This is a genomic window from Deltaproteobacteria bacterium RBG_16_64_85, from assembly GCA_001798885.1.
Lineage (GTDB): Bacteria > Desulfobacterota > Deferrimicrobia > Deferrimicrobiales > Deferrimicrobiaceae > FEB-35.
Map to the genome: position 1 here is coordinate 1 of MGQW01000031.1, position 21,544 is coordinate 21,544.

Below are 21,544 nucleotides of genomic sequence, written 5' to 3' on the forward strand. Positions count from 1 at the left end.
TTCCATTGGTGCTGGAGTTATATTAATCACAGGAATTTAAGTAGCAGTTGGCAAAAATATATTTTTTGGGAATAAAATGTTTTTTCACTTAACATGAAAAAAGATCTGTTTATTACCTTTTTAACGCAAGTGCTGGTACTGATTTGTGGTTTGTTGGTTTATAGAGCAGCAAACCAACAGCTTGGATACGAAGGGTTTGCCATATATGCTTTATGTCGACGTACTAATTCTTTTCTATTCCCTGCACTTGCGGTTGGTTGTAGTGTAGCTATTCCGCGCTACATTGCCTTTAGTAGAACAAAAAACAAACAAATGTCTGACAGTTATTTTAAGGGAGGCATGTTTATTGTTAGCATTACAGTTTTTATTTTTACATTAATTGTTAACATGTTTCCAGAGGTGGCAGCGAAGCTCCTATTTAGCAATAGTAAATATTCAAATCTTGCTGCCCCTATCAGTATGATGATGGTTGGTTATATGTTGCACTCAATCAGTTATGCCTACTACAGAGGACATACCCGGATGGTAGCCTGTAATCTTCTTCAAATTATAAATATTGCAATCATACCGGTGGTGGCGGCCTATACTACCAAAACTCCAGAGGCCATGCTTGGCTGGACGGGCGTTGGTTGGGTTTTTACAGGAGGTTGCGTGTTTGCTATGTCCATATTGCCTAAACTGACAGGGTCGTTATCATGTATGTCTTTGAAGGAGGTGTTCGTTTTTGGTATACAAAGAATGCCATCAGATTTTGGTTTTGCCACTTTGTTCGGGCTTCCAGCGACTCTAACAGCTCATAGTGCTGGGGTAATTGCCGGCGGACATGTGGCATTTGGCATTTCATTACTAAATATGTGCGGATCAGTTTTCGGGCCTATCGGCCTCGTACTTCTTCCAAGAGCAAGCGCTGCAATAGCGTGCAATGACTCAGCATTCATTAATAAATATATTAAGCTCGCTCTTATTGGGACTTCGGTTTTATCTTTTACAATATTTTTGATATTTGAGTTCGCTGCCGAGCCAATATTGAAGTTGTATCTCGGCAGTAATCTATCTCCATCGCTTGTTTCTACCACTAGAATCGTAATGCTTGCGTCAGTACCATATTCTATATATGTTGCATCCCGTAGCATGATCGATGCATTCTTTGTGATTGGGATTAATACCATTAATGTTTTATTGGCATTGGGACTATTCATGATACTTGTAAATTGTACCAAGCTTGAATTTAACTATGCCGTATCACCTTTATCGGCTTTAGTAGCTTCTCTATTTCTTCTAACCACTGCGACATTAATGACTTGTTATTATATCGTAAGAAATAATAAAACTAATTTCCATTAACACTTCATTGCAATTGTTTTTAATAGCCTGATGACCGATTCAATATTTCCATCAAAAAAATACCTGCGATTTATCGCAGAGGCCGGTTTTTTCATCCTTTTTCCAGGTTTCTTTTTTTACCACCTTTGTGTTGCAGTTAAATTGATCACACCATTTGCCGCAGGTCTATTCGGTCCAACAACAGTATTGCTATGCGTTCTTTTCTCAATGGTTTTTGTTTCCATCTTCAGAACATTTTTATATTCCAATAAATATGTTTCTGTCTTGTTTGCGGTATTACTTACATTTGTGGTTAGTTGGACGTTTGTCCACTATTTTTTTGGAACCGGTATTGAAAGCGGCGAAGGCCCTTTGAATCAAAGTCTCACGACATTGTTCTCATGGGTTGCACTGTTTTTGGTAGGTGTCTATCTTCCAATACGCCAAGATAGATTGAGAATTATTTTAACATGCTGTTTTATTGCAATGTTTATTATTGCGATATGTTTGTTTGATAAAAACACAATGATGCTTAATGTTAGAACACAGTTTATTGCAGAAGATAAAATTGCAACGTATCAAGGTTTTGCACGTAGCGCATTAATTGTAGCCGTTTATCTGTTAATTACTTATGAATCGATCTATGTTAGATCGATGTTGATAGCATCAAGTATTATACTTATATTTTTACTAGGCGGACGCTCTGAATTTTATGGCTTTATAGCATTGTTTATAGCATTTACCGTCATATTAGTCCTTAAATCATGGCGATACATTTTGAGTTCGATATTGCTTCTTTTTGTATTAGGCTTAGGTTTGGCAGGATTTATTGATGATTTACATTTACATAGGCAATTGAATCCATCCAGGCAGATGCAGGTTTTAGATCTGGATAAAGCATCATCTTGGGTGGGCAGGAAGAAATTACAGCGTATCGCGATCGACCAAGTGATGGAAAACCCTATTACTGGTAAGTATGCAGGTAACTTTTATGCGGGGAGACCTGGCGGATATGCGCATAATGTGCTTTCCGCATGGGTTAGTTTTGGTTTTATCGGATTTTGTATTTATTTGGGGCTGATAATTTATTGTTTCGCTGTCTCATTGTTTTCGGTGAAAAATAGAGATGGAAACGCAAACGAATGGGGTTTGGCACTTGCGATAAATTTTTTATCTTTACTGTTGGTTTTAACGGCCAAATCTGTTTTTTGGCCAATTCCAGCCTTGGGCTGGGGTTTAACTGTAAACGCAACTTTAAAAGGCGAAGCGAAAAACAAAAACAATATTATCTAAATATCGAAAACAAATTCAGTCTTTATCTATCAAAAAAATTATTCATCTCACCACTCTTCACCCCCGCACTGACGCTCGTATCTTCGTCAAACAGGTCCAGACGCTCAATAAAGCAATACCGTATGAAGTGGCGTTAGTAGTGGCGGATGGAATTGGTAATGAGTTATCAGAGGAGAAGCCTTACATATATGACTTGGGAAGTCTGAGAATATGGCGTTTTTGTCGTGCCCTAGTGGGTCCAGCGCGTGCTATTCGTTTCATTTTCAAGAAGAAACCAGTTCTAATTCATTTCCACGACCCGGAATTAATCCCTTTGGGATTATTGCTAAAAATGCTTGGACATAAGGTTCTCTATGATGTCCATGAAGATGTGCCGCTCCAAGTACTGAATAAGTATTGGATACCCGAAGTTCTCCGGCGCCCTGTTGCATTGTCTATGAGTACGCTGGAGTGGCTTGCTGCAAGGTTCTTTGATGCGATTGTGCCCGCGACGCCAAAAATCGCGAAGCGTTTCCCCTCATATAAAACAGTTGTGGTGCAAAACTTCCCCATCAAGTCTGAACTGCTCCTGTCTGCTTCAACACCTTATGCTCGGCGACCGCTGAAGTTCGCTTATCTAGGGCGGATTGCGAAAAATCGCGGTGCGCGGGAGATGGTCCACGCGTTGGGGTCTCTTCGACACTTGCCGAATGTAAGGCTGGAGATGGCGGGCAGATTTGATCCTGAGGCTTTGAAGGATGAGCTATGTATATTGCCCTCTTGGTCGGCAGTTAATTATCACGGACTTATGACCCGTCCGGAAGTTGCAGGCTTGTTGGGTAATGTGAGGGCAGGACTTGTAGTTCTATCCCCGACGCAGAATTACGTTGATGCTTATCCTGTAAAAATGTTCGAGTACATGGCCGCTGGCTTGCCGGTAATCGCCTCTGATTTTCCATTGTGGCGGCAAATTGTTGGTGGCGCAGGCTGTGGCTTGCTGGTAGATCCAATGAATCCAAAAGCAATTGCAGATGCAATGATCTGGATACTTGAATACCCGGCTGAAGCCGAGGCAATGGGACAGCGCGGCAAAAAAATTGTGGACGAAATTTATAATTGGGACACGGAAGCAGCCAAACTGATTAATTTGTATCGCAAGCTTATTCCTTCGTAGGGGACGAACAACTTATAACAGATGTTTTCGCTATCGAATTTGTCGTATCCCCATAAACAAAAGACATCACGATCGTTTTTTGGGGAGATGACCTGAATGTCAGCCAAGCGAGATCGGAAAACAAAACGCCTTATTTACTTGTGTGATACCGCTTCGGATGGTGAGTCGGCAGGCGTAATTCGCCCTCTCGCTTTGGCTGACCTTGCCAGGCGTGGTGGGTACCGGCCCCTGATCGTTTCTTCGACGGTGAGTAATAAGTCAATGGTTCGCAGTCCCGCCGGAATTAGACGGATAGGCAGTGTTCCATTTCTGAGGCTGGAAGGGCTCTTTGTCGCGGCAAAGGGGCTGCGGAGAGCACTGAATATGGCAGTCTTTTTTGTGCGATCGACGTTTCTCCTTTGGCGACTGCATCGGAAGCCTGGTATTAAAGTGGTGGTTACATCTTCGACTGGTTTGCTGGACTCATTTGCGGGCTGGATGGCAAAAAAGTTTTTCGGATTTAGTTGGCTTCTCGAAGTGCGCGATATCTGGCCGGACGCGCCGAAGCAGTTGCGCCCCGAGCTGCGTTCCTACGGGTTTTATGCCTTGACAGGATCAGCGTTGAAAACAGCCCTAAATAATGCTGATGCGATATTATCGCCCCTGAAGCGGCTACAGGCGTATGCCGAGCAGCGAGGTGTGCCTGCCCGGGTGCCGTTCTTACATATTCCAAATTGCATTTATGCTCTTAATAAAAAAGTGTGCACCAGTAACGAACCTTCGACGAATGCTCCTTCAAGCGTGTGGCAAGCAATTGAGGAATTGCGTCAGCAAGCCAAACCGATCGTTGCTTATTTTGGTTCGATGAACACGGCGAACGGGGTTGAGCGGTTGTTTGACCTTTTTGGTCGAATCCCTGAACACGAGGCCAGTTTCTTGTTTGTCGGGGACGGTCCTGCTCTGCCCTATTTAAAGACTTTGGCGATAGGGAAAAAACATGTGAGGGTTTGTGATGGTGTTCCACAGGCGGCGTGTCGGGCACTGATGGGCCATGTTGATATTCTGGCTTTCGGGGTGCCACCGATTCCTGTGTATGCCTATGGACTCAGTCCGATAAAGCTTTCGGAATACCTTCATGCAGGTAAGCCAATCTTCTACTGGGGAGCACCTATTGATGGGTGCGATGTCCCTGAAGATGCCCCGGCTATAGTTTCAGTGGATAGTTCTGATCCGAACATAGCCGCTCGGTCTTTGTTGAACCTGGTTCAAGAATCACCTGAAACAAGAAGGTTTCGAAGCGAATGCGCCAGTAGGCTAGGAGCTAAACGTTTTCGATATGCGGCTTATGAACGGCAACTCTGCACCCTGTTGGCATCGATTACGGGACAAATCCTTCAGTCCGAGCATGAAGATTCCCTTCCTTCAACAGTCATGAGTTATAAGTAGAAATCTACAGACGGGCTGGAGGTCGAGACGGTTCATGAAAGATTGTTCGAGGGCTCTTCTTGTTAATTTTATTCTTCTGGTTTTGGCATGTGTGACTCCCCCGGGGGTGTTTGCAGCGAAACTTGTATCCTCAAGTACCCGGGATGAACTAGTTGATAAATTCGACGCGATGGACCAGGCGATCAACAAAGGGGAAGGATACAGCAGGTCAACGAATGATAATAGTGTGCTTGCTTGGGCGGAAAGTTATCTTCTCGAAGCCTACCTGGACATGTTCGAAGCCACTCGGAATGCTAAATACCTTGCTTCTTTCGTCCGGCATGCCGACCGCGTAGTTGGCAATACCGACCTGAAACGTGGCATTACCGATTACGGAGGCCGCTCAGTTGTCGGTTGGAACTCGACCCACTACAGCAGGAATGGTGAGAGGCTCGTGTGGTTGGTGCATTCAGGAATGATTACCTACCCGTTGGCCCGTTTTGCGTGGTTAGTTGATAATTGCATGGTGGTCAGTTACCGATCTCAGGCCCTAACTTATACCAATGTGGCGAAGTCAGCATTGGCGGTTTTTGAAAAAAACTGGAACTATGATGCTTCAACAGGCAGAGGCTACTATCAGTTTTTTGCCGATGAACCTCATTCCGCCAATTCTCCAAATCCCCCCGTGCCGCTGCCCTTCAACCAGCAGTTGGCTGCCGGTCGTACCTTAATAATGCTACACAAGGTGACCGGAAACAACGAGTATCGGGAAAAAGCCGAGGCCCTGGCAAGGCATTTTCGCAGCAATTTGAAGGGGAACAAGGGGCCGTATATTTGGACGTATTGGTATGGTAAGGGATTAGACCGATCAAAAACGATCGAAGATATCTCCCATGGAGCGATAGACCTCGATTTCGCTATACTTGCTTATCGTTCAGGTATCGTTTTTAACCGTGAAGACCTGTCAAGATTCCAGGAGACTTATGAAAAGAATATCCATAAGAGCGGGACGGTAGCCAATACGGTAGATGGTAGAGGAGAGGGTAGATACAAGAATGCAATCGGTCGGTGGCTGGAACTGGCTGAATTCAGTTGCGTTCCGTGGAAGGACTTTTATGCATTTTACTTGTTGGGGGACCTCGGTCGGCATCCAGAAGTAATGCTTGGAACGGCGAAACTGGTTAAGTACTTTGATAAGTGCTTCAAGTGAAGTATCCGGTCTGGCAATAGAGAGGGCGGGATTGTTGCCTGGGATGATTGGTGGTTGATTGAGAACTGGGTTTATTGAAAAAGCTGCAAGGTTGAGTGCGGTTTTTGTATATATACTGCTCGGGGCGGTGCTATACCGTACGTCGGTTCACACCCTGCTCAGAATGTGGCAGCGGGAAGACTTCACCTACGGCTACATTATTCCCCCGATAGTCCTCTACCTCCTCTGGGATAAACGGGATGAGCTGAAGAGAATTCCGCCGGAACCCTCCTGGGGAGGGTTCTTTCCGCTCGGGGCGGGAATCGGTCTTTACGTGCTGGGCGAACTGGGGGGGGAATACACCGCGCTGTTCCTGTCGCTCTGGCTGGTTGTGGTCGGTCTTTGTTGGCTGCATCTCGGTTGGCGAAAATTGAAGGTCATCGCCTTTCCCCTGGCCTTCCTGCTCGTGATGTTCCCTCCGCCGAATCTCATCTACAGCAATGTCTCCCTGAAGTTGAAGCTCCTCTCCTCCCGGATCGGTGTGCATATGCTGCAGTTCCTCGGGATGAGCGCCTACCGGGAAGGGAACATCATCGACCTGGGCTTTTCCAAGTTGCAGGTGGTGGACGCATGCAGCGGCCTGCGCTACCTCATTCCCCTGGTGGCGCTCGGGTTCCTGCTCGCGTACCATTACCGGCTTTCGTTCCGGAAAGGTGCGATCCTTGTCCTTTCGGCGATACCGGTGACGATCGTAACCAACAGCCTGCGCCTTGCGTCCGTCGGGGTTCTCTACCCGATCTGGGGCCCCCGCGTGGCGGAAGGGATCTTTCACGACTTTTCCGGATGGCTGATCTTCATGGTCAGTCTCGCCATTCTCCTTCTGGAAGTGTGGGCGTTGAATCGATGGTTTCCGGGGAGGCGCCTTGAACCCTCCATTCCCCTGGAGGAAGTAAAACCCGTGGTGGGAAGCATGCCCCAATCCGTCGTCGCGATCCTTCTCCTTGGGGGGACGTTGGCGATCTTCCAGGGGGTGAATTTTCGGGAGAAGGTGCCCTTGACCAAATCCCTCGTTCAGTTTCCCTTGGCGGTCAGCGAGTGGGGCGGCACCCGCTCTTCGATGGAACCGATGGTCCTGGACGTCCTCAAGCCAAGCGACTATGCACTCATCGACTACAAAGACCGGCATGGAAAAGAGGTCAACGTCTACGTCGCCTATAACGAAAGCCAGCGGAAAGGGGAGTCGAGCCACTCGCCCGACTCCTGTCTTCCGGGAAGCGGCTGGGTGTTCCGGGATTCCGGAACGATCGCCTTGCCGGTAAAGAACGGCGACGGGAGCCCGATGCGGGTGAGCCGGGCCTTCGTGGAGAAAAGCGGCGTCCGCCAGCTTACCTACTACTGGTTCCCGCAGCGCGGGCGGGTCCTCACGAACATGTACCAGTTGAAGATCTACGCCTTCTGGGACGCCCTCACGCGGCGGCGGACCGACGGCGCCCTGATCCGGCTGATCACCCCGGTGTACGAATCGGAGCAGCTTGGGGACGCCGAGGCGAGGCTTCAGGAATTCACCCGGCAGATCGTGCCTGTCCTGGATACGTTTCTTCCGGGGGCGGGATAGCGTTGATCTTCCTCTACACACTGCTCGTGTCCCTTCTGACGACCATCGCCCTGATTCCGGCGTTGAGCGCCGTGGCGAAACGGTTCCATGTGGTGGACCTCCCGGGCGAACGGAAGGTCCACGAGCGGCCCATCCCCCGGATCGGCGGGATCGCGATGGCGGCGGGGGCGCTCCTCCCCGTGCTTCTCTGGGCGCGCGGCGAACATTTCATCTGGGCCTGGCTGGCCGGCGCGGCGATCGTGGTTGGTTTCGGCATCGTCGACGATTGCAGGGATATCAGCCCGAAATGGAAGTTCCTCGGGCAGTTCCTTGCGGCCCTTGTCGTTGTCGTCCTCGGGAAGATCAAGATCCACACGCTGGGGATGCTCCTTCCGGGGGAGGACGACCTGCCCGGCTGGGTCGCCCTCTCGTTGACCGTCCTGGCGATCATGGGAGTGACCAACGCCATCAACCTCGCGGACGGCCTGGACGGCCTGGCCGGCGGCATCTGCCTGCTCATCTTCTGCTGCATCGGGTACCTCGCCTACCTGGAAGGAGACCTTCTCATAGGGCTTGTCTGCCTGGCGATGGCCGGCGCGATCTTCGGCTTCCTGCGCTACAACACCCACCCCGCCACGGTGTTCATGGGGGACACGGGGAGCCAGCTGCTCGGATTTACGGCGGTGACCCTTTCGCTCGCTCTCACGCAGGGGGACACGGCGGTAAGCCCCGTCCTCCCCCTCCTCCTCCTGGGGATCCCGGTCCTGGACACGTTGTCGGTGATGACCATCCGCGTGATGAAGGGCAGGTCCCCCTTCTCCGCGGACAAGAACCACATCCATCACAACCTCATGGCCCTCGGGCTGCATCACGGGGAGTCCGTGATGGCGATTTACGCCTGCCAGACATTTCTGGTGGTCGCCGCCTTCCTGTTCCGCTTCCACTCGGACTGGCTGCTGCTGGGAGGGTACCTCGTGTTCTCGGTCGCCTCCCTCTCCCTGTTGATGGTGGCCGGCCGGAACGGGTGGCACTCGATACCCGCCACGCACATCCCCCGTTTTTCCGGGTTCCGGTATCTGAAACGATTGAAGGAGGAAGGGGAGTTCATCAAGCCCGTCTTCCGGGCGCTTCGGATCGGGCTCCCCCTGCTCCTGGCTCTGACCTGCCTGCTACCGGGGAAATTGCCCGCCTACGCCCCGTACTGCGCCCTGGGGTTTTCCGGGCTGATCGCGGCGGCCTGGCGCTTCAAGCGCGACCGGCTGGGAGAGGCTCTGCGGCTGACCCTTTACCTTCTCATCCCGTTCGTCGTGTACGAGAGCTCGCAGTCGACCGGCGGCTGGATCAAGGGGGTGCCGCTTCGGGTCTACAACGCGGCGTTCTTCCTGCTGGCGGTGCTCGACATTCTGGTATCGAAATTCTCGAAGCGCAGGGAAGGGTTCAAATCCACCCCGCTCGATTTCCTGATCTTCTTCCTGGCCCTGGTGGTCCCCAACCTGCCCGAGCAGCACCTGCAGGCGACCCACCTCGGGCAGGTGGCGGCGAAGATCGTGATTTTCTATTTCAGTTGCGAAGTGCTGATGGCCGAGTTGCGGAAGAACCTGGACGGGCTTGTCGCCGGCACGCTGACGGCGCTCCTGGTCCTGTCCATAAAGGGGTTCGTCTGAAAGATAATCCGTTGACCATCCGGAGGTTCGAACCGATGCGATACCGGTGCGCGGCTGTATGCCTGGTTTGCCCTAAACGGATGATCTGCCTTGATATTCCATGAAAGTATGATTATCATGCTTTCATGAGGAACCAGGTGGCTCCATCCTTTTTACCCCGCGTTGCCGCGGCTGCTATGGAGCGCGCCCTGCGCGCGTCGCCTGTCGTCGTGCTGCTCGGCGCAAGACAGACGGGTAAGACCACTCTCGTCCGCTCCCTGCCGCAGCTCGCCGACCGGCCCTACCTCACGCTCGACGATTTCGACCTGCGCGCCCAGGCGGATGCCGACCCGGAAAGCGTGGTCCGGCGGGCGCCCACCCTGGTGCTCGACGAGGTCCAGCGCAGCCGCGATCTTTTGATCGCCGTCAAACGCCTCGTGGATGATGACGCGGCGCGCACCCCGGGCCGCTTCGTCCTCACCGGCTCGGCCAACCTGCTCATGCTGGAGCGCGTGTCGGAGACCCTGGCCGGACGGGCGGTGTACGTCACACTTTGGCCCTTCACCCGGCGCGAACGCCTTGGATTTGGGCGCACGGGCATGTGGAGCGAACTGTTTGCCGTGCCATTTGGACACTGGCGCGATCTACTTGCCGCGGACACCGGCCCGGAGGAAGATTGGCGGGCCGCCGCGCGTTTAGGCGGGATGCCCGTGCCGGCGCACGATCTGCCGGATGACGAAGCGCGTTCTCTCTGGTTCTCCGGCTACGTCCAGACCTATCTCGAACGCGACCTGCAGACGTTGCGTGCGGTGGAGAACCTCCCGGACTTCCGCCGCCTCATGCGGGCAGCCTGTTTGCGCATCGGCGGCCTGCTGAACCAGACCGAGACAGGGCGGGACGTGGGGATTGCGCAACCCCAGGTGCATCGGTTCCTGAATCTGATGGAAGCCAGCTACCAGGTCATCCGTCTTCCCGCGTTCTCCGTCAACCGCACCCGTCGGCTGATCAAAGCTCCGAAGCTTTACTGGAGCGACACCGCGCTGGCCCTGTTTCTCGCCGGGGAGGCCGAACCGCGCGGGGCCCATCTCGAGAATCTCGTGCTCATGGACCTGCTGGCTTGGCGCGACGTGCAGCCGCGACGCCCGGAGGTGCAGTACTGGCGCACCGCCACCGGCACCGAGGTGGACTTCGTGATCGAGACGCCGCAACGGGTCCTGCCCATCGAGGTCAAGGCGGTCGCGCGGGTCGGGCCGTCCGACGCCAAGGGGCTTGAGTCCTTTCTGGACGAGTATCCCGACCTTGCCGACGGCGCCCTCCTGCTCCACGGCGGAACCGGGACCTTTCCACTGACCCGTCGTGTGCTCGCCGCGCCGTGGTGGCAGGTGTGCTGAGCGTCTGGTATATAACCCCGACGACCTGATAAAAATCCGTTGACCATCCGGAGGTTCGGTACGATGCGATACCGGTGCGCGGGCGTGTGCCTGGTTCTCGCGAGTGCGTTCCTTCTCGCCTGCAGCGGCCCGGAGGCGAAGAAGATGAAGTTCTACGACAAGGGGAAGGCCCTGGTCGCGAAGGGGGACTACGTCAAGGCCGGCCTCGAGTTTAAAAACGCTATCCAGATCGACCCGAAGTTCGCCGACGCCTTCTTCCAGTTGGGGATGGTCCAGATGATGCGGGGCGACTTGGGCGGGGCCTATCGCTCGATCCTGCGCGCCACGGAGCTCGACCCGAAGAACCTTCCGGCCCAGGTCCAGGCGGGCAAGCTCCTGCTGGTCGGCGGGGAGAAGGAGAAGGCGATGGAGAAGGCCGAACTCGTCCTGGCGCAGGACCCGGGCAACGAGGAGGCGCGGCTCCTGAAAGGTGCGGTCTACGTGGCCGGCAAGGAGGACGCGAAGGCGATCTCCCACCTGGAGGGGATGATCGCCAAGGGGATGGCGAACCCGGAGCTGTATCTGCTCCTGGCCAGGGTCCACCTGCAAGAGAAAGAATTCCGGGGGGCGGAGGAGGCCTTGGCAAAAGGGATCGCGCTGAACCCGAAATCGCTCCCCTTGCACCGCGCCATGGCCGACGTGTACGCGGCCTCAGGGAAAACCGGGCCCGCCGCCGAAGAGGTGAAGAAGGTCATCGAACTGGAGCCCGAAAACTACGGCAACCGGGTCACTCTGGCGGGCCTGTACTGGGGGACGGGGGAGAAGGGGAAGGCCCGGGAACTGTTGCAGACCCTCCTGGAGGCGAGGCCGTCCGACGAGGCGTGCCGGCTGGACGTGGCCGGGTTCTTCGTTTCCCGGGGGGGATTCGGGGAGGCGGAAAAGGTCCTTACGGCGGGGATCGACCGGGACGCGAAGAGCTTCCCGCTGCGCCTGGCGCTGGGGGACCTCTACGGGAACACCGGCAGGATGGACAACGCGGCCACCGTTTTCCGAGAGTGCCTGGCGCTGGACAAGAACCCCGACCGGCCGGAGATCCTCCAGGCGAAGAACTCTCTGGCGCGGATCCACCTGGCGCGGCAGGAGGCCGACAAGGCGAAGGGGTACGTGGAGGAAGTGATCAAGGCGAGCCCCAACAACGGGGACGCCCACCTGACGAGAGGGAATCTTTTCCTGCTCGAACGGGACGGCGCGGGGGCGGTGGCCGAGTTCCGCACGGTCGTGCGCGAGAAACCCCGTTTCCTCCCGGGATACCTGCTCCTGTCCGAGGCGCACCTGATGAAAAATGAGACGGGCCTGGCGCTGGAAGCCCTGCAGAACGGTCTGAAGGCCGATCCCGGCTCGCGGGACGTGCTGCGGGCGCTGGCGCGCTTCCACGCCATGCAGAAGGATTTCAAGGAGGCGGAGAAACCGCTTGCCAAGGTCCTGGAAAAGAATCCCGATGATCTCGAGGTGCGGGCCGATCTGGCCGACCTGTTCACGGTATCCGGGGATCTCAAGCGCGCCGAGGCCGGGTACGCCGACATCAAGCGGCGGGCCCCGAAGCACCCGCTGGGGTACGTGAAAACGGGCCAGTACTATCTGACCCGGCAGGAATTGGGGAAGGCGGCCGCCGAGTTCGAGCAGGCGGTTGCGATCGTCCCGGAGAGCATGGAGATCCAATCGCTTCTGGGGAAGCTCTACGCCGCGCAGAAGGAGTACGGGAAGGCCGCCCGGGTATACGAGAGGGTGCTTGAGCGGCATCCGGACTATTGGCCCGCGGCGAACGACTTGGCGTTTCTGCTCTGCGATCGCGACGGCTCGGCCGGGGACCTGGACAAGGCGCTCTCGCTGGCACAGAACGCGCTCAACCGGCGCCCCGGGGAGGCGGTCATCCTCGATACGCTGGGGTGGATCTACCACAAGAAGGGCGATGTGGACCGGGCGGTCGACCTTCTCCGGCAGGCCCAGGGGAAGCTCCCGGAACATCCCGAAGTCAACTACCACCTGGGAATGGCCCTCGTCCGGGCGGGGAAAAAGGAGCAGGCGAAGGAGCCCCTCCGCAAGAGCATCGCCTTCAAGGGGGATTTCCCCGGGAAAGAGGAGGCCGCGAAAGTGCTGGCGGGGATATGAAATCACTTCGGGTGCGAAAGGAAGGGAAAGAATCCATGAACCGAAAAATTTCCTGTCTGGTCGTGTTCCTGGTCCTTTCGGCGGGCGCGTCGTCCTTAGGTGTAGCCGAGGACGCCCAGGCCCCCCCCGTTCCGGCGGCGGGGCTTGGGTCCGACTACATCATCGGCCCAGGGGACCTGCTGAACATCGAGGTCTGGAAGGACCCGGTGCTGACCCGGCAGGTCGTTGTCCTTCCGGACGGCAAGATCGCCTACCCCCTGATCGGCGAGATGGCGGCCGGGGGGAAGACGGTCGCCCAGCTCAAAAAGGAGATCGAGCAGAAGATCGCCCGGTACGTGCCGGAGGCCTTCTTGACCGTGGAAGTGAGGCAGTTGAACAGCATGCACATCTACGTGCTCGGGCGGGTACAGGCGCCCGGCCGGACCACCTTGAACGCCAACATCAACGTCCTGCAGGCGCTGGCGATCGCCGGCGGCCCCACCCCGTACGCGAACCGGTCGAAGATCCGGATCTTCCGGTACGAAGGGGAGAAGACGAAGGTCTTCTCCTTCGACTACGACGACGTTACTGCAGGCAAGGAACTGCACACGAACATCGAGCTCAAAAGAGGCGACGTGGTCTATGTCCCCTGACCGTTCCCCGGCGGTTGCAACGGTACTGCTCCTTTTTGCCGCGGCACTGTTCCCCCCGGTTGCCGGTGGGGACGAGACCCGGGTCGTTCCGTCGCTCGCGCTCAAAGGCGAATACAACAACAACCCCTTCTTCACGGAGAAAAACCCGAAGGAGTCGTACGTCGGCACCGTTTCCCCTGGCCTAAAACTTTCCAGAAGGACCGAGCGGCTGGATGCGGTCCTCTCCTCCGTGGTGGACGGGGTCTACTACTCCGCGGAAGAAAATCTCGACTCGTGGAACCCGAGGGGGCAGGGGAAGCTGGGGTACCGGTTCACGCCGGCCTTCCGGCTGTCCGCCGACGCTTCGTTGCGCGCCGACAAGCGCCCCGAACACGAGATCGAGACATCCGGGCTGGTGGTAACCACCCGGACCCGCCAGCAGGATTACGCCCTGGGGGCCGAGATCTCGATGAGCGAGAAGTCGGCCGCGGGCCTCTCCTACGGGTATAACCGGGTCGACTATCCCGACCAGCCGCTGCAGGACAGCGAGACCCACTCGGGAAGCGTGAACCTGGTGGTCGACCTGGGGCAGCGGTTCACCGAGACGAAGGGGCGGGCCGGCTTTTCGTACGCGAGCAACCGGTTCACGGGCCTGACGGTTGAGAATTACGCCTTCACCGTCGGGGTGCAGAAGGGGGCCACGGAGCTGTGGAGCGTCCAGGCGGATATCGGGGGGCGGTACACCCGGTCGGAATTCGACTTCCTGTTCGGGAAGGAGAAGACCGACAACTGGGGGTGGGTGGCCAACGTCTCCCTTTTCTACAAGGGGGAACGGGGGAACGGGAGTTTGGGGTACGGTCGGTCGGTGACGGCCGCCTCGGGGCGGGGGGGCGCCGCGGAACGGAACGCCGTGGTGCTCGATCTGGCGCGCCGCTTCCTGTACGAACTTTCCGGAACCTTCTCGGCTGGTTACTACCGGAACTTCTCCGACGCGGGGGAGTTCTCCCTCCAGGGGATCGACGAGCAGACCGTGCGGGCGCGTCCCGGGCTGCGGTACGATTTCACGAAGGACATCTCGGTAGAGGCAGCTTACCAGTACACCCGGCTGCGCAACAGGATCTCGTCGGAAACGGCGGAGCAGCATGCCGGCACCCTCCGCTTCGCCGTGCGATACCCCCTGTACGAATAGGATTCTTCCGCGGAATACAATAATACGGTTTCTGGAAGGAGGCGTGCGCGGATGATGGAAAAGACAAGGATGGAACAGGACGTCAAGACGGTCGGCGATCTCCTGGGAATCCTCAAGCGCCGGAAGGGGTCGCTCGCCGTTCCCGCGGGCGCCGTCTTCCTGCTGGCGATCGTCCTTGCCGCCGCCCTTCCCAGGAGCTACAAGGCCGCCACGACGATCCTGATCGAGGAGCAGGAGATCCCGCGGGAATACGTGACGGCCAACATCACGAGTTTCGCCGACCAGCGGCTCCAGTCGATCAACCAGCGGATCATGAGCGCCACGAACCTTCTGGAGGTGATCAACCGGTTCCGCCTTTACCCGGAGATGCGGGAGAAGGACCCGGTCGAAGAGATCATCGAGAAGATGCGGAAGGACATCAAGTTCAACACGATCAGCGCCGACGTGATCGACCCGCGGACCGGGCGTCCGGCCCAGGCCACCATCGCCTTCAGCATCACTTACGAGGGGCGGGATCCGGAGACGGTTTTGAAGGTCGCCAACGAGCTGGCCTCCCTCTACCTGGGGGAGAACCTGAAAACCCGGGAGAAGCAGTCGTCGGAGACCTCCAAGTTCATGGATGCGGAGATGAAGGAGGTGCAGGCCCGGCTGGCGACGGTCGACAACGGGATCGCGGCCTACAAGGAGAAGCACTTGACCTCCCTGCCCGAGCTCTCCCAGGTCAATCTGCAGGCGCTCGACCAGGTGGAGCGGGAGATCACCCGCCTGAACGACCAGCTCCGCTCCCTGCGAGAGCGGAAAGGGTACCTACAGGAGCAGTTGGCCAGCATCCCCCCGGATTCCACGAGCCAGGAGAAGGAGAGCCTTAAAGAGCTGCGGACCCGGCTGGTGGAGCTGAAAACCCGCTTTTCCGACGAGTACCCCGACGTGATCAAGACGAAGGCCGCCATCCAGGAGCTGGAGAGGCGGCAGAAGGAGTTCGGGCGCGACCCGAGCGGCTCCAAGCCGGACAACCCGGCCTACATCACCCTGGCGTCGCAGCTGGCGGGGGTGCAGTCGGAGATCGAATCGGTCAAGCGGCAGGTCAGGGCCTCCCAGGGGAAGCGGAACGACTATACCCGCCGGATCGAGACGGCGCCGCGGGTGGAGGAGGGGTACCGGGCGCTGGTCGTCGAACGGAACAACCTGCAGGCGAAATACGACGAGCTGACGAGGAAGGCGATGGACGCCCGGGTGGCGCACGGGCTGGAGAAGGAGCAGCTCGCGGAGCGGTTCTCCATCATCGACGCGGCGCGGCTGCCGGAAAAGCCCTCCAGCCCGAACATCCCGGCCATCCTGCTGATCGGGCTGGTGCTGGGGATGGGCTCCGGGGTCGGGGCGGCGGCGTTGAAGGAGAGCACCGACGATGCCGTGCGCACTCCCGAGGCGCTGGCCCGGGCCACCTCGTTCCCCGTGCTGGCCGGGATCCCGGAGATCGTGACCGGGGAGGACATCGCAAGGCGAAAAAAACGGCGGGAGCTCCTGCTGGCGGGCGCCGCCGTCGCCTTCGTGCTGTTCGTGATGCTTTTCCACTTCGTCGTGATGGATCTGGACGTGTTGTGGGCCAAGGTGATGCGCAGGTTGCCCCTGTGAGCCCGGAATCGAGGGAGACGATGCCGAACGGAAACGGTTCCGCCGTGGCGTTGTTTGTCGTCTGCAAGGAGTGCCGGTCCGGTTTCCGCCTGGACGAGTCGCGGATCCGGGGGGCCTGGGGGGCCCGCGTCCGTTGCCGCAAGTGCGGCAGTTTCATCGACGTCCGGAACCCGAATTACTCCCCGGAGCAGGAGAACGGGAATTCGGCTCCCTCCCCGAAGCCCGGACCGGTCGATGCGGATGCCCCGGAGAAGGGAACCGTGAGGGGATCCGGGGCGGCGGCGCCCGCGCGGGAGGAAGGAACGGTTTCCGCGCCGGAGCAGAAGAAAACGGGTTGGGTGTCGCCCCGGTACAGCAAATCGCGGCCCGTCCGTCTCCATTCGGAAAAGATCGTCGAAAACCGGTGCGTCGCCTTCCACGCCGACGGGCCGGAGGTCGAATCCTACCGGATGTTGCGGACCAACATCCTGCAACGGACGGACAGGTCGGGCGGCACCACGGTGATGGTCACCAGCGCGATCCCCGGGGAGGGGAAGACCCTCACGGCGATCAACCTTGCGTTGACGTTCGCAAAAGCGTTCAGCCAGACGGTGCTCCTGGTCGACGCCGACCTGAGGCAGCAGCGGATCTACGAAGTCCTGGGCTTTCCGAGCAAGAAGGGGTTGACGGATTATCTTCTGGACGGCTGCCCGGTGTCCGACCTGATGGTCTGGCCGGGGATCGAGAAGCTGACCCTCATCTCGGGGGGGCGCACGATCGCCGGAAGCAGCGAGCTGCTCGGCTCGCCCCGGATGATCAAGCTGGTGGAGGAGATGAAGCACCGGTACCCGAACCGGTACGTGCTGTTCGACGTCCCGCCGGTCCTGACCGGCGCGGACGCGATGGCCTTCGCCCCGCTGGTCGATTTCATCGTACTGGTCGTCCAGGCGGGCAAGACCTCCATCCAGGATGTAGAGAAAGCGCTCGCGATGCTCCCGAAGGAGAAGATCCTGGGCCTGGTGCTGAACCGCCACACGGCCCCTGTCCCCACCTACCCCAGGAAGCAGCAACCGCAAACCCAGGGACGTTCTTAGAAAGTAAAAGAAGTCAGCGCCGAAGAGGGCGGAGCTGGTTTATCCGGCTCCGCCCTCTCGCGTTTTATCGGTGGCCTGAAGATGTAAGCCAGTTCGCAAGCCGCAAGCCCCGGATTCGCCGGAATTCCCGACTGTTGGCCGTGACCAGCGTTACGCTGAGGCTGACCGCGTGGGCGCCGATGAGAAGATCCATCGAACCGATCGGTGTTCCCGCTTTTTCCAGAGCCGCCCGGATTTCGCCGTAGGCCGCCGCTGCGGACTCGTCAAACGGAGCGATTTCGAACGGCACCAGGAACCCTGCGAGCGCCTCCCGGTTTTTTACGGGATCGCCGCTCTTGGCGACCCCGAACCAGAGTTCGGCGGTCGTGATCGAAGAAAGCCCGACCTCGCCCGGTTGGCACTTTGTGAGGCGTTTGATCAGCCTCGGGGGCTTTCGACGGATCAGCTCGATGCAGCCGTCGGTGTCCAGAAGGTATTTCATTCCGGGAAAGCTTTCCGCCGTTGCGTGGGCAGTTGCACCCGGTCCTCGAAGAAATCGGGCGTGAAGCGCGAAAGACTGTCGACGAGTCCATCCCACGACCCCGACGGCGGGATCAGGAGCACGATGTTGCCCGCTTTCTTCACGAAGACGTGATCGCCTTCGAACCGCATTTCGCGCGGCAATCGTACCGCCTGGCTTTGCCCGTTTCGAAACAGTTTGGCGCTTTTCATGGCCGGCTCCAAGTATATATTATGAATATATACTACCAACCCGGGTCCCGTTTGTCACGAAAGGAAAAGGACAAAGACCTGGCGGCCCTGCTTTCCGGGGCAGGAAAGGGAGGAGGGTCGTCACCGCCGCCACATCGATTGCACGGCGGAGACGACGGTCGCGAGCGCCTTCTGGCCTGAAGATGTGAAGGTGATGAATCCTGCGATCCCGACGAGCAGGAGGGCGAGAACCGCGAGGGCGACGACGGGAGGATGCAGGAACCATGGGGGCTGGGCCGGCAACAGAAATACCGGCCTCTTGGGGATTTCCTTCGGTGCGGCCAGTTCCGGGAAGGAAAGGGAGCCGGGGTCCGATGCAGGGGGAGGAGCAGGCGGCACCTCCTTCGGAAGGTTTCTCTCCGGCTCCGGCCTGGGGTCGGACGCTTGTGCCGCCTTCGGCTCCTTGGTGGAAAGGGTGGCTACCTCCGAGCTCAGGACGATGATCGCGGCGCCGCACTTGCGGCAAGCGACGCGGATTCCGTGCCCCTTGACCAGGGCGAGGTCCAGCCGGTAGCGCGAGTTGCAGGAATCGCATTCGATGACCAGTGACATCCCCTGTCCCGTCGCTCCGATATGCCCCCATTATCCGAACCGGGTGCGGGAAAGGCAAGGTCGGCAGGTTTAACGTATTTCCCTTTTCAGGAGCCGGTACGTTTCCTCGTAGATCCGTTCGCGCGGACCGATCGCGACGATTTCGACGACGCTCCTCATGATACGATAAATGATCCTGAAGGTTCCCACCCTGAAGCTTCGCAGTCCGACAAGCTCGTCCTTCAGCGCCTTTCCCGACAAGGGATCGGCAAGAATCGCCTTCATGGACGCCCTGGTCTTTCTCTTCAGGTCCGGATGCATGCGGCGGACAAGCTCAGCGATCTCGTCTGGAACCCTGAGCCTGCGAAGAGGCCGTTTCATGACAGGCCGCTATCGAAACAATTCGTCGAGCGTGTACAGTCGCGCCTTTTTCTCCTTCAGCGACCGTAATCCCTTCCGGATTTCCTCCGCCAGCGCGGCGTCGGATCGGACTGCGATGGTCTCCTTCAGGCTTTCGAATTCCCCGAGGCTGATCAGCACGGCGGCCGGGGCTCCGTTTTTCGTGATGACGATCTCCTCGTCGGTATCGCTGACGGCCTGCACGAGCCCGCTCAGCTTCATCTTGGCTTCCGAGAGGGACAGCGTTTTCATGATCTGACCTCCATTAGGGTTGACCAGAATAAAGACTATAATGACAGGGAGGCGCTGTCAATAGGAGCCGAGGGCGTGGACATACAGGTCGCGCCGGATTTGACGATGCAATGCAAATGCGGTAGTATTGCATTGCACGAGGCCGGATGGAACGAAGGAGGAAACGGTATGCCGGGCCAACTGACCGTACGTTTGACGTCGGAACTGGAAGAGGGGATCGAAGCGCTTTCGCGGCGCTCCCGTCGTCGCCGCTCGGAGATCGTCCGGCTAGCGCTCGAGCGCTATCTCCGGGAAGAAGCGGGGGAAGGAACGCCCTCCCCGTACGGCGGGGTGAAAAACCTCATCGGGAAGGTGGAAAGCGGCATCCCCGACCTCGGGGAAGCGCACCGTGAACATCTGCGCCGCCGGATCCGGCGTGGCTGATCTGCTGCTGGACACCGGCCCGTTCGTCGCACTGCTCGATCGGAGCGAGCGGAATCACGAGCGGTGCGTCGCGTTTTTCCGGAATGTCCGGGGACGGCTGATCACGACCGAGCCGGTGCTGACCGAGGCGGTCTTTCTGCTCGGCCCGTCGTTTTCCCGCCAGAAACCGGCGCTTGATTTTGTCCTTGCGGGTGGGGCCGAACTGGTTCCCATGGTGCCGGCGCTTCTCAAACGCTGCGACCGTCTGATGTCGAAATATTCCGACGTCCCCATGGATTACGCGGATGCGACTTTGGTTGCCGTCGCCGAGGCACTCGGCATCCGGGACGTTTTGACGCTGGACCGCAGGGGTTTTTCCGTTTACCGGTATGCGTCGAGGGGGTCTTTCCGTATCTTTCCCGATACGTAACAGGACGGCACCGCCATGAAGATCGGCAGAAACGATCCCTGTCCCTGCGGCAGCGGCCGGAAGTATAAGAATTGCTGCCTTGAAGGCCAGGGCCCGGGTTTGTCTCCCGAAGGCCCGGCGGGCGTGTTCGCGGAGATCCGTCAGGCGCTGCAGGGGCGGCAATTCTCCTCGTTGGAGGAGGTCCAGTCTTTTACGGACCGCTTCATGCGGCAGCGCAACCAGGCCCCCATGGCGGATTTCCACGGCCTGTCGCCGGATCAGATGCACCGGATTCTCCATTTTCCATTCGATTCTCCGAATCTGGTGACCTATGCGACGGTTGTTGCCGGCGAACCGAGAGCGCCGATCCTTACGCTCTTCCACCTGCTGGCGGAGGCCATCGGCGAGCAGGGGCTGAAGCCGACCGCCACCGGCAACCTGCCGCGCAACGTCTGCCGGGAGGCGGCGTCCGTGTATTGGGGAGATGAAACGATTCGAAAAGATGGGCGGTTCGTACACATCAACAAGGAAGAAGATTTTTCCCCCCTGCATGTGACACGGCTGGTTGCCGGGCTGTCCGGGCTGATCCGAAAGTCCCGGGGCCGCTTCATCCTCAGCCGTGAATGCCGCACGTTGCTAGCCGATCATGGCTTGGCTGGCGTCTACCCCAGGCTTTTTCACTCCTATGTCCGTGATTTCAACTGGGCCTACAGGGACGGGTTTCCGGACTTGGGATTCATCCAGCGTTCCTTTCTCTTCTCGCTCTATCTGCTGGATCTGCACGGCGGGGAGTGGCTGCCCGGCGTCTTTTATGAAGACGCTTTCCTGGGGGCTTTCCCACGGGTGTTGGGCGAGGTGACGCCAACCCCGTATTCCACGCCGGAAAAAACCGTGCGCTCCTGCTATAACTGGCGCGTTCTGGTGAATTTCGCTGCCTTTCTGGGCTTGGCCGAGGTGGAGCCGACCACCAAAGAACGGTATGACGGGTTCTCCCGGGTGAGAAAACGACCGCTGCTGGCCGACGCCGTTCGTTTCCACATTCCGAGGTAACGAGACCTGATCCAGCAGTGCTCACTCAATACAACCCGATGCGAGAGCGCCGAAAGGGGGATTTGCCTTTCCCGGGGCATCTCCGGGGAATAGACACTCCTTTTCCAC

18 protein-coding genes are annotated in these 21,544 nt (G+C 57.6%); 13 read left to right on the forward strand and 5 right to left on the reverse strand.

The genetic code is table 11. The annotated features are described in order from the left end of the window. The first annotated feature begins 2,644 nt into the window (after positions 1-2,644). The 10 genes from A2Z13_08230 (at position 2,645) to A2Z13_08275 (ending at position 17,643) form a co-directional block, all read left to right on the forward strand. Positions 2,645-3,769, forward strand: coding sequence for a group 1 glycosyl transferase (locus tag A2Z13_08230; GenBank protein OGP79840.1), 1,125 nt, complete (start codon positions 2,645-2,647; stop codon positions 3,767-3,769). 1,594 nt (positions 3,770-5,363) lie between these two features. Then, on the forward strand, positions 5,364-6,383 hold the full coding sequence (locus A2Z13_08235; GenBank protein ID OGP79841.1) for a hypothetical protein: 1,020 nt from the start codon (positions 5,364-5,366) through the stop codon (positions 6,381-6,383). 58 nt (positions 6,384-6,441) lie between these two features. Continuing rightward, the gene (locus A2Z13_08240) at positions 6,442-7,977 is read left to right on the forward strand and encodes a VPLPA-CTERM-specific exosortase XrtD (GenBank protein ID OGP79842.1); all 1,536 of its coding nucleotides are present in this window, start codon (positions 6,442-6,444) and stop codon (positions 7,975-7,977) included. A 2-nt stretch (positions 7,978-7,979) separates the two neighbouring features. Continuing rightward, positions 7,980-9,620 carry a glycosyl transferase gene (locus tag A2Z13_08245; GenBank protein OGP79843.1) on the forward strand — a complete coding sequence of 547 codons (1,641 nt, stop codon included), beginning with the start codon at positions 7,980-7,982 and terminating at the stop codon, positions 9,618-9,620. 125 nt (positions 9,621-9,745) lie between these two features. Next, positions 9,746-10,990 carry an ATPase gene (locus A2Z13_08250; protein ID OGP79844.1) on the forward strand — a complete coding sequence of 415 codons (1,245 nt, stop codon included), beginning with the start codon at positions 9,746-9,748 and terminating at the stop codon, positions 10,988-10,990. Positions 10,991-11,053: 63 nt separating this feature from the next. Beyond that, positions 11,054-13,138 carry a hypothetical protein gene (locus A2Z13_08255; GenBank protein OGP79845.1) on the forward strand — a complete coding sequence of 695 codons (2,085 nt, stop codon included), beginning with the start codon at positions 11,054-11,056 and terminating at the stop codon, positions 13,136-13,138. A 35-nt stretch (positions 13,139-13,173) separates the two neighbouring features. Then, positions 13,174-13,770, forward strand: a complete 597-nt coding sequence (locus tag A2Z13_08260) for a hypothetical protein (protein ID OGP79869.1) — start codon at positions 13,174-13,176, stop codon at positions 13,768-13,770. Beyond that, complete coding sequence (locus tag A2Z13_08265; GenBank protein ID OGP79846.1) at positions 13,760-14,938, forward strand: hypothetical protein; 1,179 nt, start codon at positions 13,760-13,762, stop codon at positions 14,936-14,938. Before A2Z13_08260 ends, A2Z13_08265 begins: the two co-directional genes overlap by 11 nt. Positions 14,939-15,007: 69 nt before the next feature. Next, positions 15,008-16,570 (forward strand): chain-length determining protein, encoded by a 1,563-nt coding sequence (locus A2Z13_08270; protein ID OGP79870.1) that lies wholly within the window; start codon positions 15,008-15,010, stop codon positions 16,568-16,570. 20 nt (positions 16,571-16,590) lie between these two features. Further along, a complete protein-coding gene (locus A2Z13_08275; GenBank protein OGP79847.1) occupies positions 16,591-17,643 on the forward strand; it encodes a hypothetical protein in 1,053 nt (350 codons plus the stop codon). 64 nt (positions 17,644-17,707) lie between these two features. Here A2Z13_08275 and A2Z13_08280 read toward each other — a convergent pair whose 3' ends face one another. From A2Z13_08280 to A2Z13_08300, 5 genes are all read right to left on the reverse strand, one after another. Then, entirely contained in the window at positions 17,708-18,124 is a 417-nt protein-coding gene (locus A2Z13_08280) for a plasmid maintenance protein (GenBank protein ID OGP79848.1), read from the reverse strand. Further along, positions 18,121-18,354, reverse strand: a complete 234-nt coding sequence (locus A2Z13_08285) for a virulence factor (GenBank protein ID OGP79849.1) — start codon at positions 18,352-18,354, stop codon at positions 18,121-18,123. The genes A2Z13_08280 and A2Z13_08285 overlap by 4 nt, the downstream gene beginning before the upstream one ends. Before the next feature lie 120 nt (positions 18,355-18,474). Beyond that, positions 18,475-18,945: a hypothetical protein gene (locus A2Z13_08290; GenBank protein ID OGP79850.1), complete on the reverse strand. Its 471-nt coding sequence runs from the start codon at positions 18,943-18,945 to the stop codon at positions 18,475-18,477. Between the two features lie 69 nt (positions 18,946-19,014). Further along, a complete protein-coding gene (locus tag A2Z13_08295) occupies positions 19,015-19,305 on the reverse strand; it encodes a hypothetical protein (protein ID OGP79851.1) in 291 nt (96 codons plus the stop codon). A 9-nt stretch (positions 19,306-19,314) separates the two neighbouring features. Further along, a complete protein-coding gene (locus tag A2Z13_08300; GenBank protein ID OGP79852.1) occupies positions 19,315-19,575 on the reverse strand; it encodes a prevent-host-death protein in 261 nt (86 codons plus the stop codon). Between the two features lie 192 nt (positions 19,576-19,767). Between A2Z13_08300 and A2Z13_08305 the strand changes: the two genes are divergently transcribed. From A2Z13_08305 to A2Z13_08315, 3 genes are read left to right on the forward strand one after another with little or no spacing between them, the layout of a single operon-like run. Then, the gene (locus A2Z13_08305) at positions 19,768-19,998 is read left to right on the forward strand and encodes a hypothetical protein (protein ID OGP79853.1); all 231 of its coding nucleotides are present in this window, start codon (positions 19,768-19,770) and stop codon (positions 19,996-19,998) included. Further along, entirely contained in the window at positions 19,991-20,407 is a 417-nt protein-coding gene (locus A2Z13_08310) for a hypothetical protein (GenBank protein OGP79871.1), read from the forward strand. Before A2Z13_08305 ends, A2Z13_08310 begins: the two co-directional genes overlap by 8 nt. Positions 20,408-20,422: 15 nt before the next feature. Beyond that, positions 20,423-21,436: a hypothetical protein gene (locus A2Z13_08315; protein OGP79854.1), complete on the forward strand. Its 1,014-nt coding sequence runs from the start codon at positions 20,423-20,425 to the stop codon at positions 21,434-21,436. Positions 21,437-21,544 lie beyond the last annotated feature (108 nt).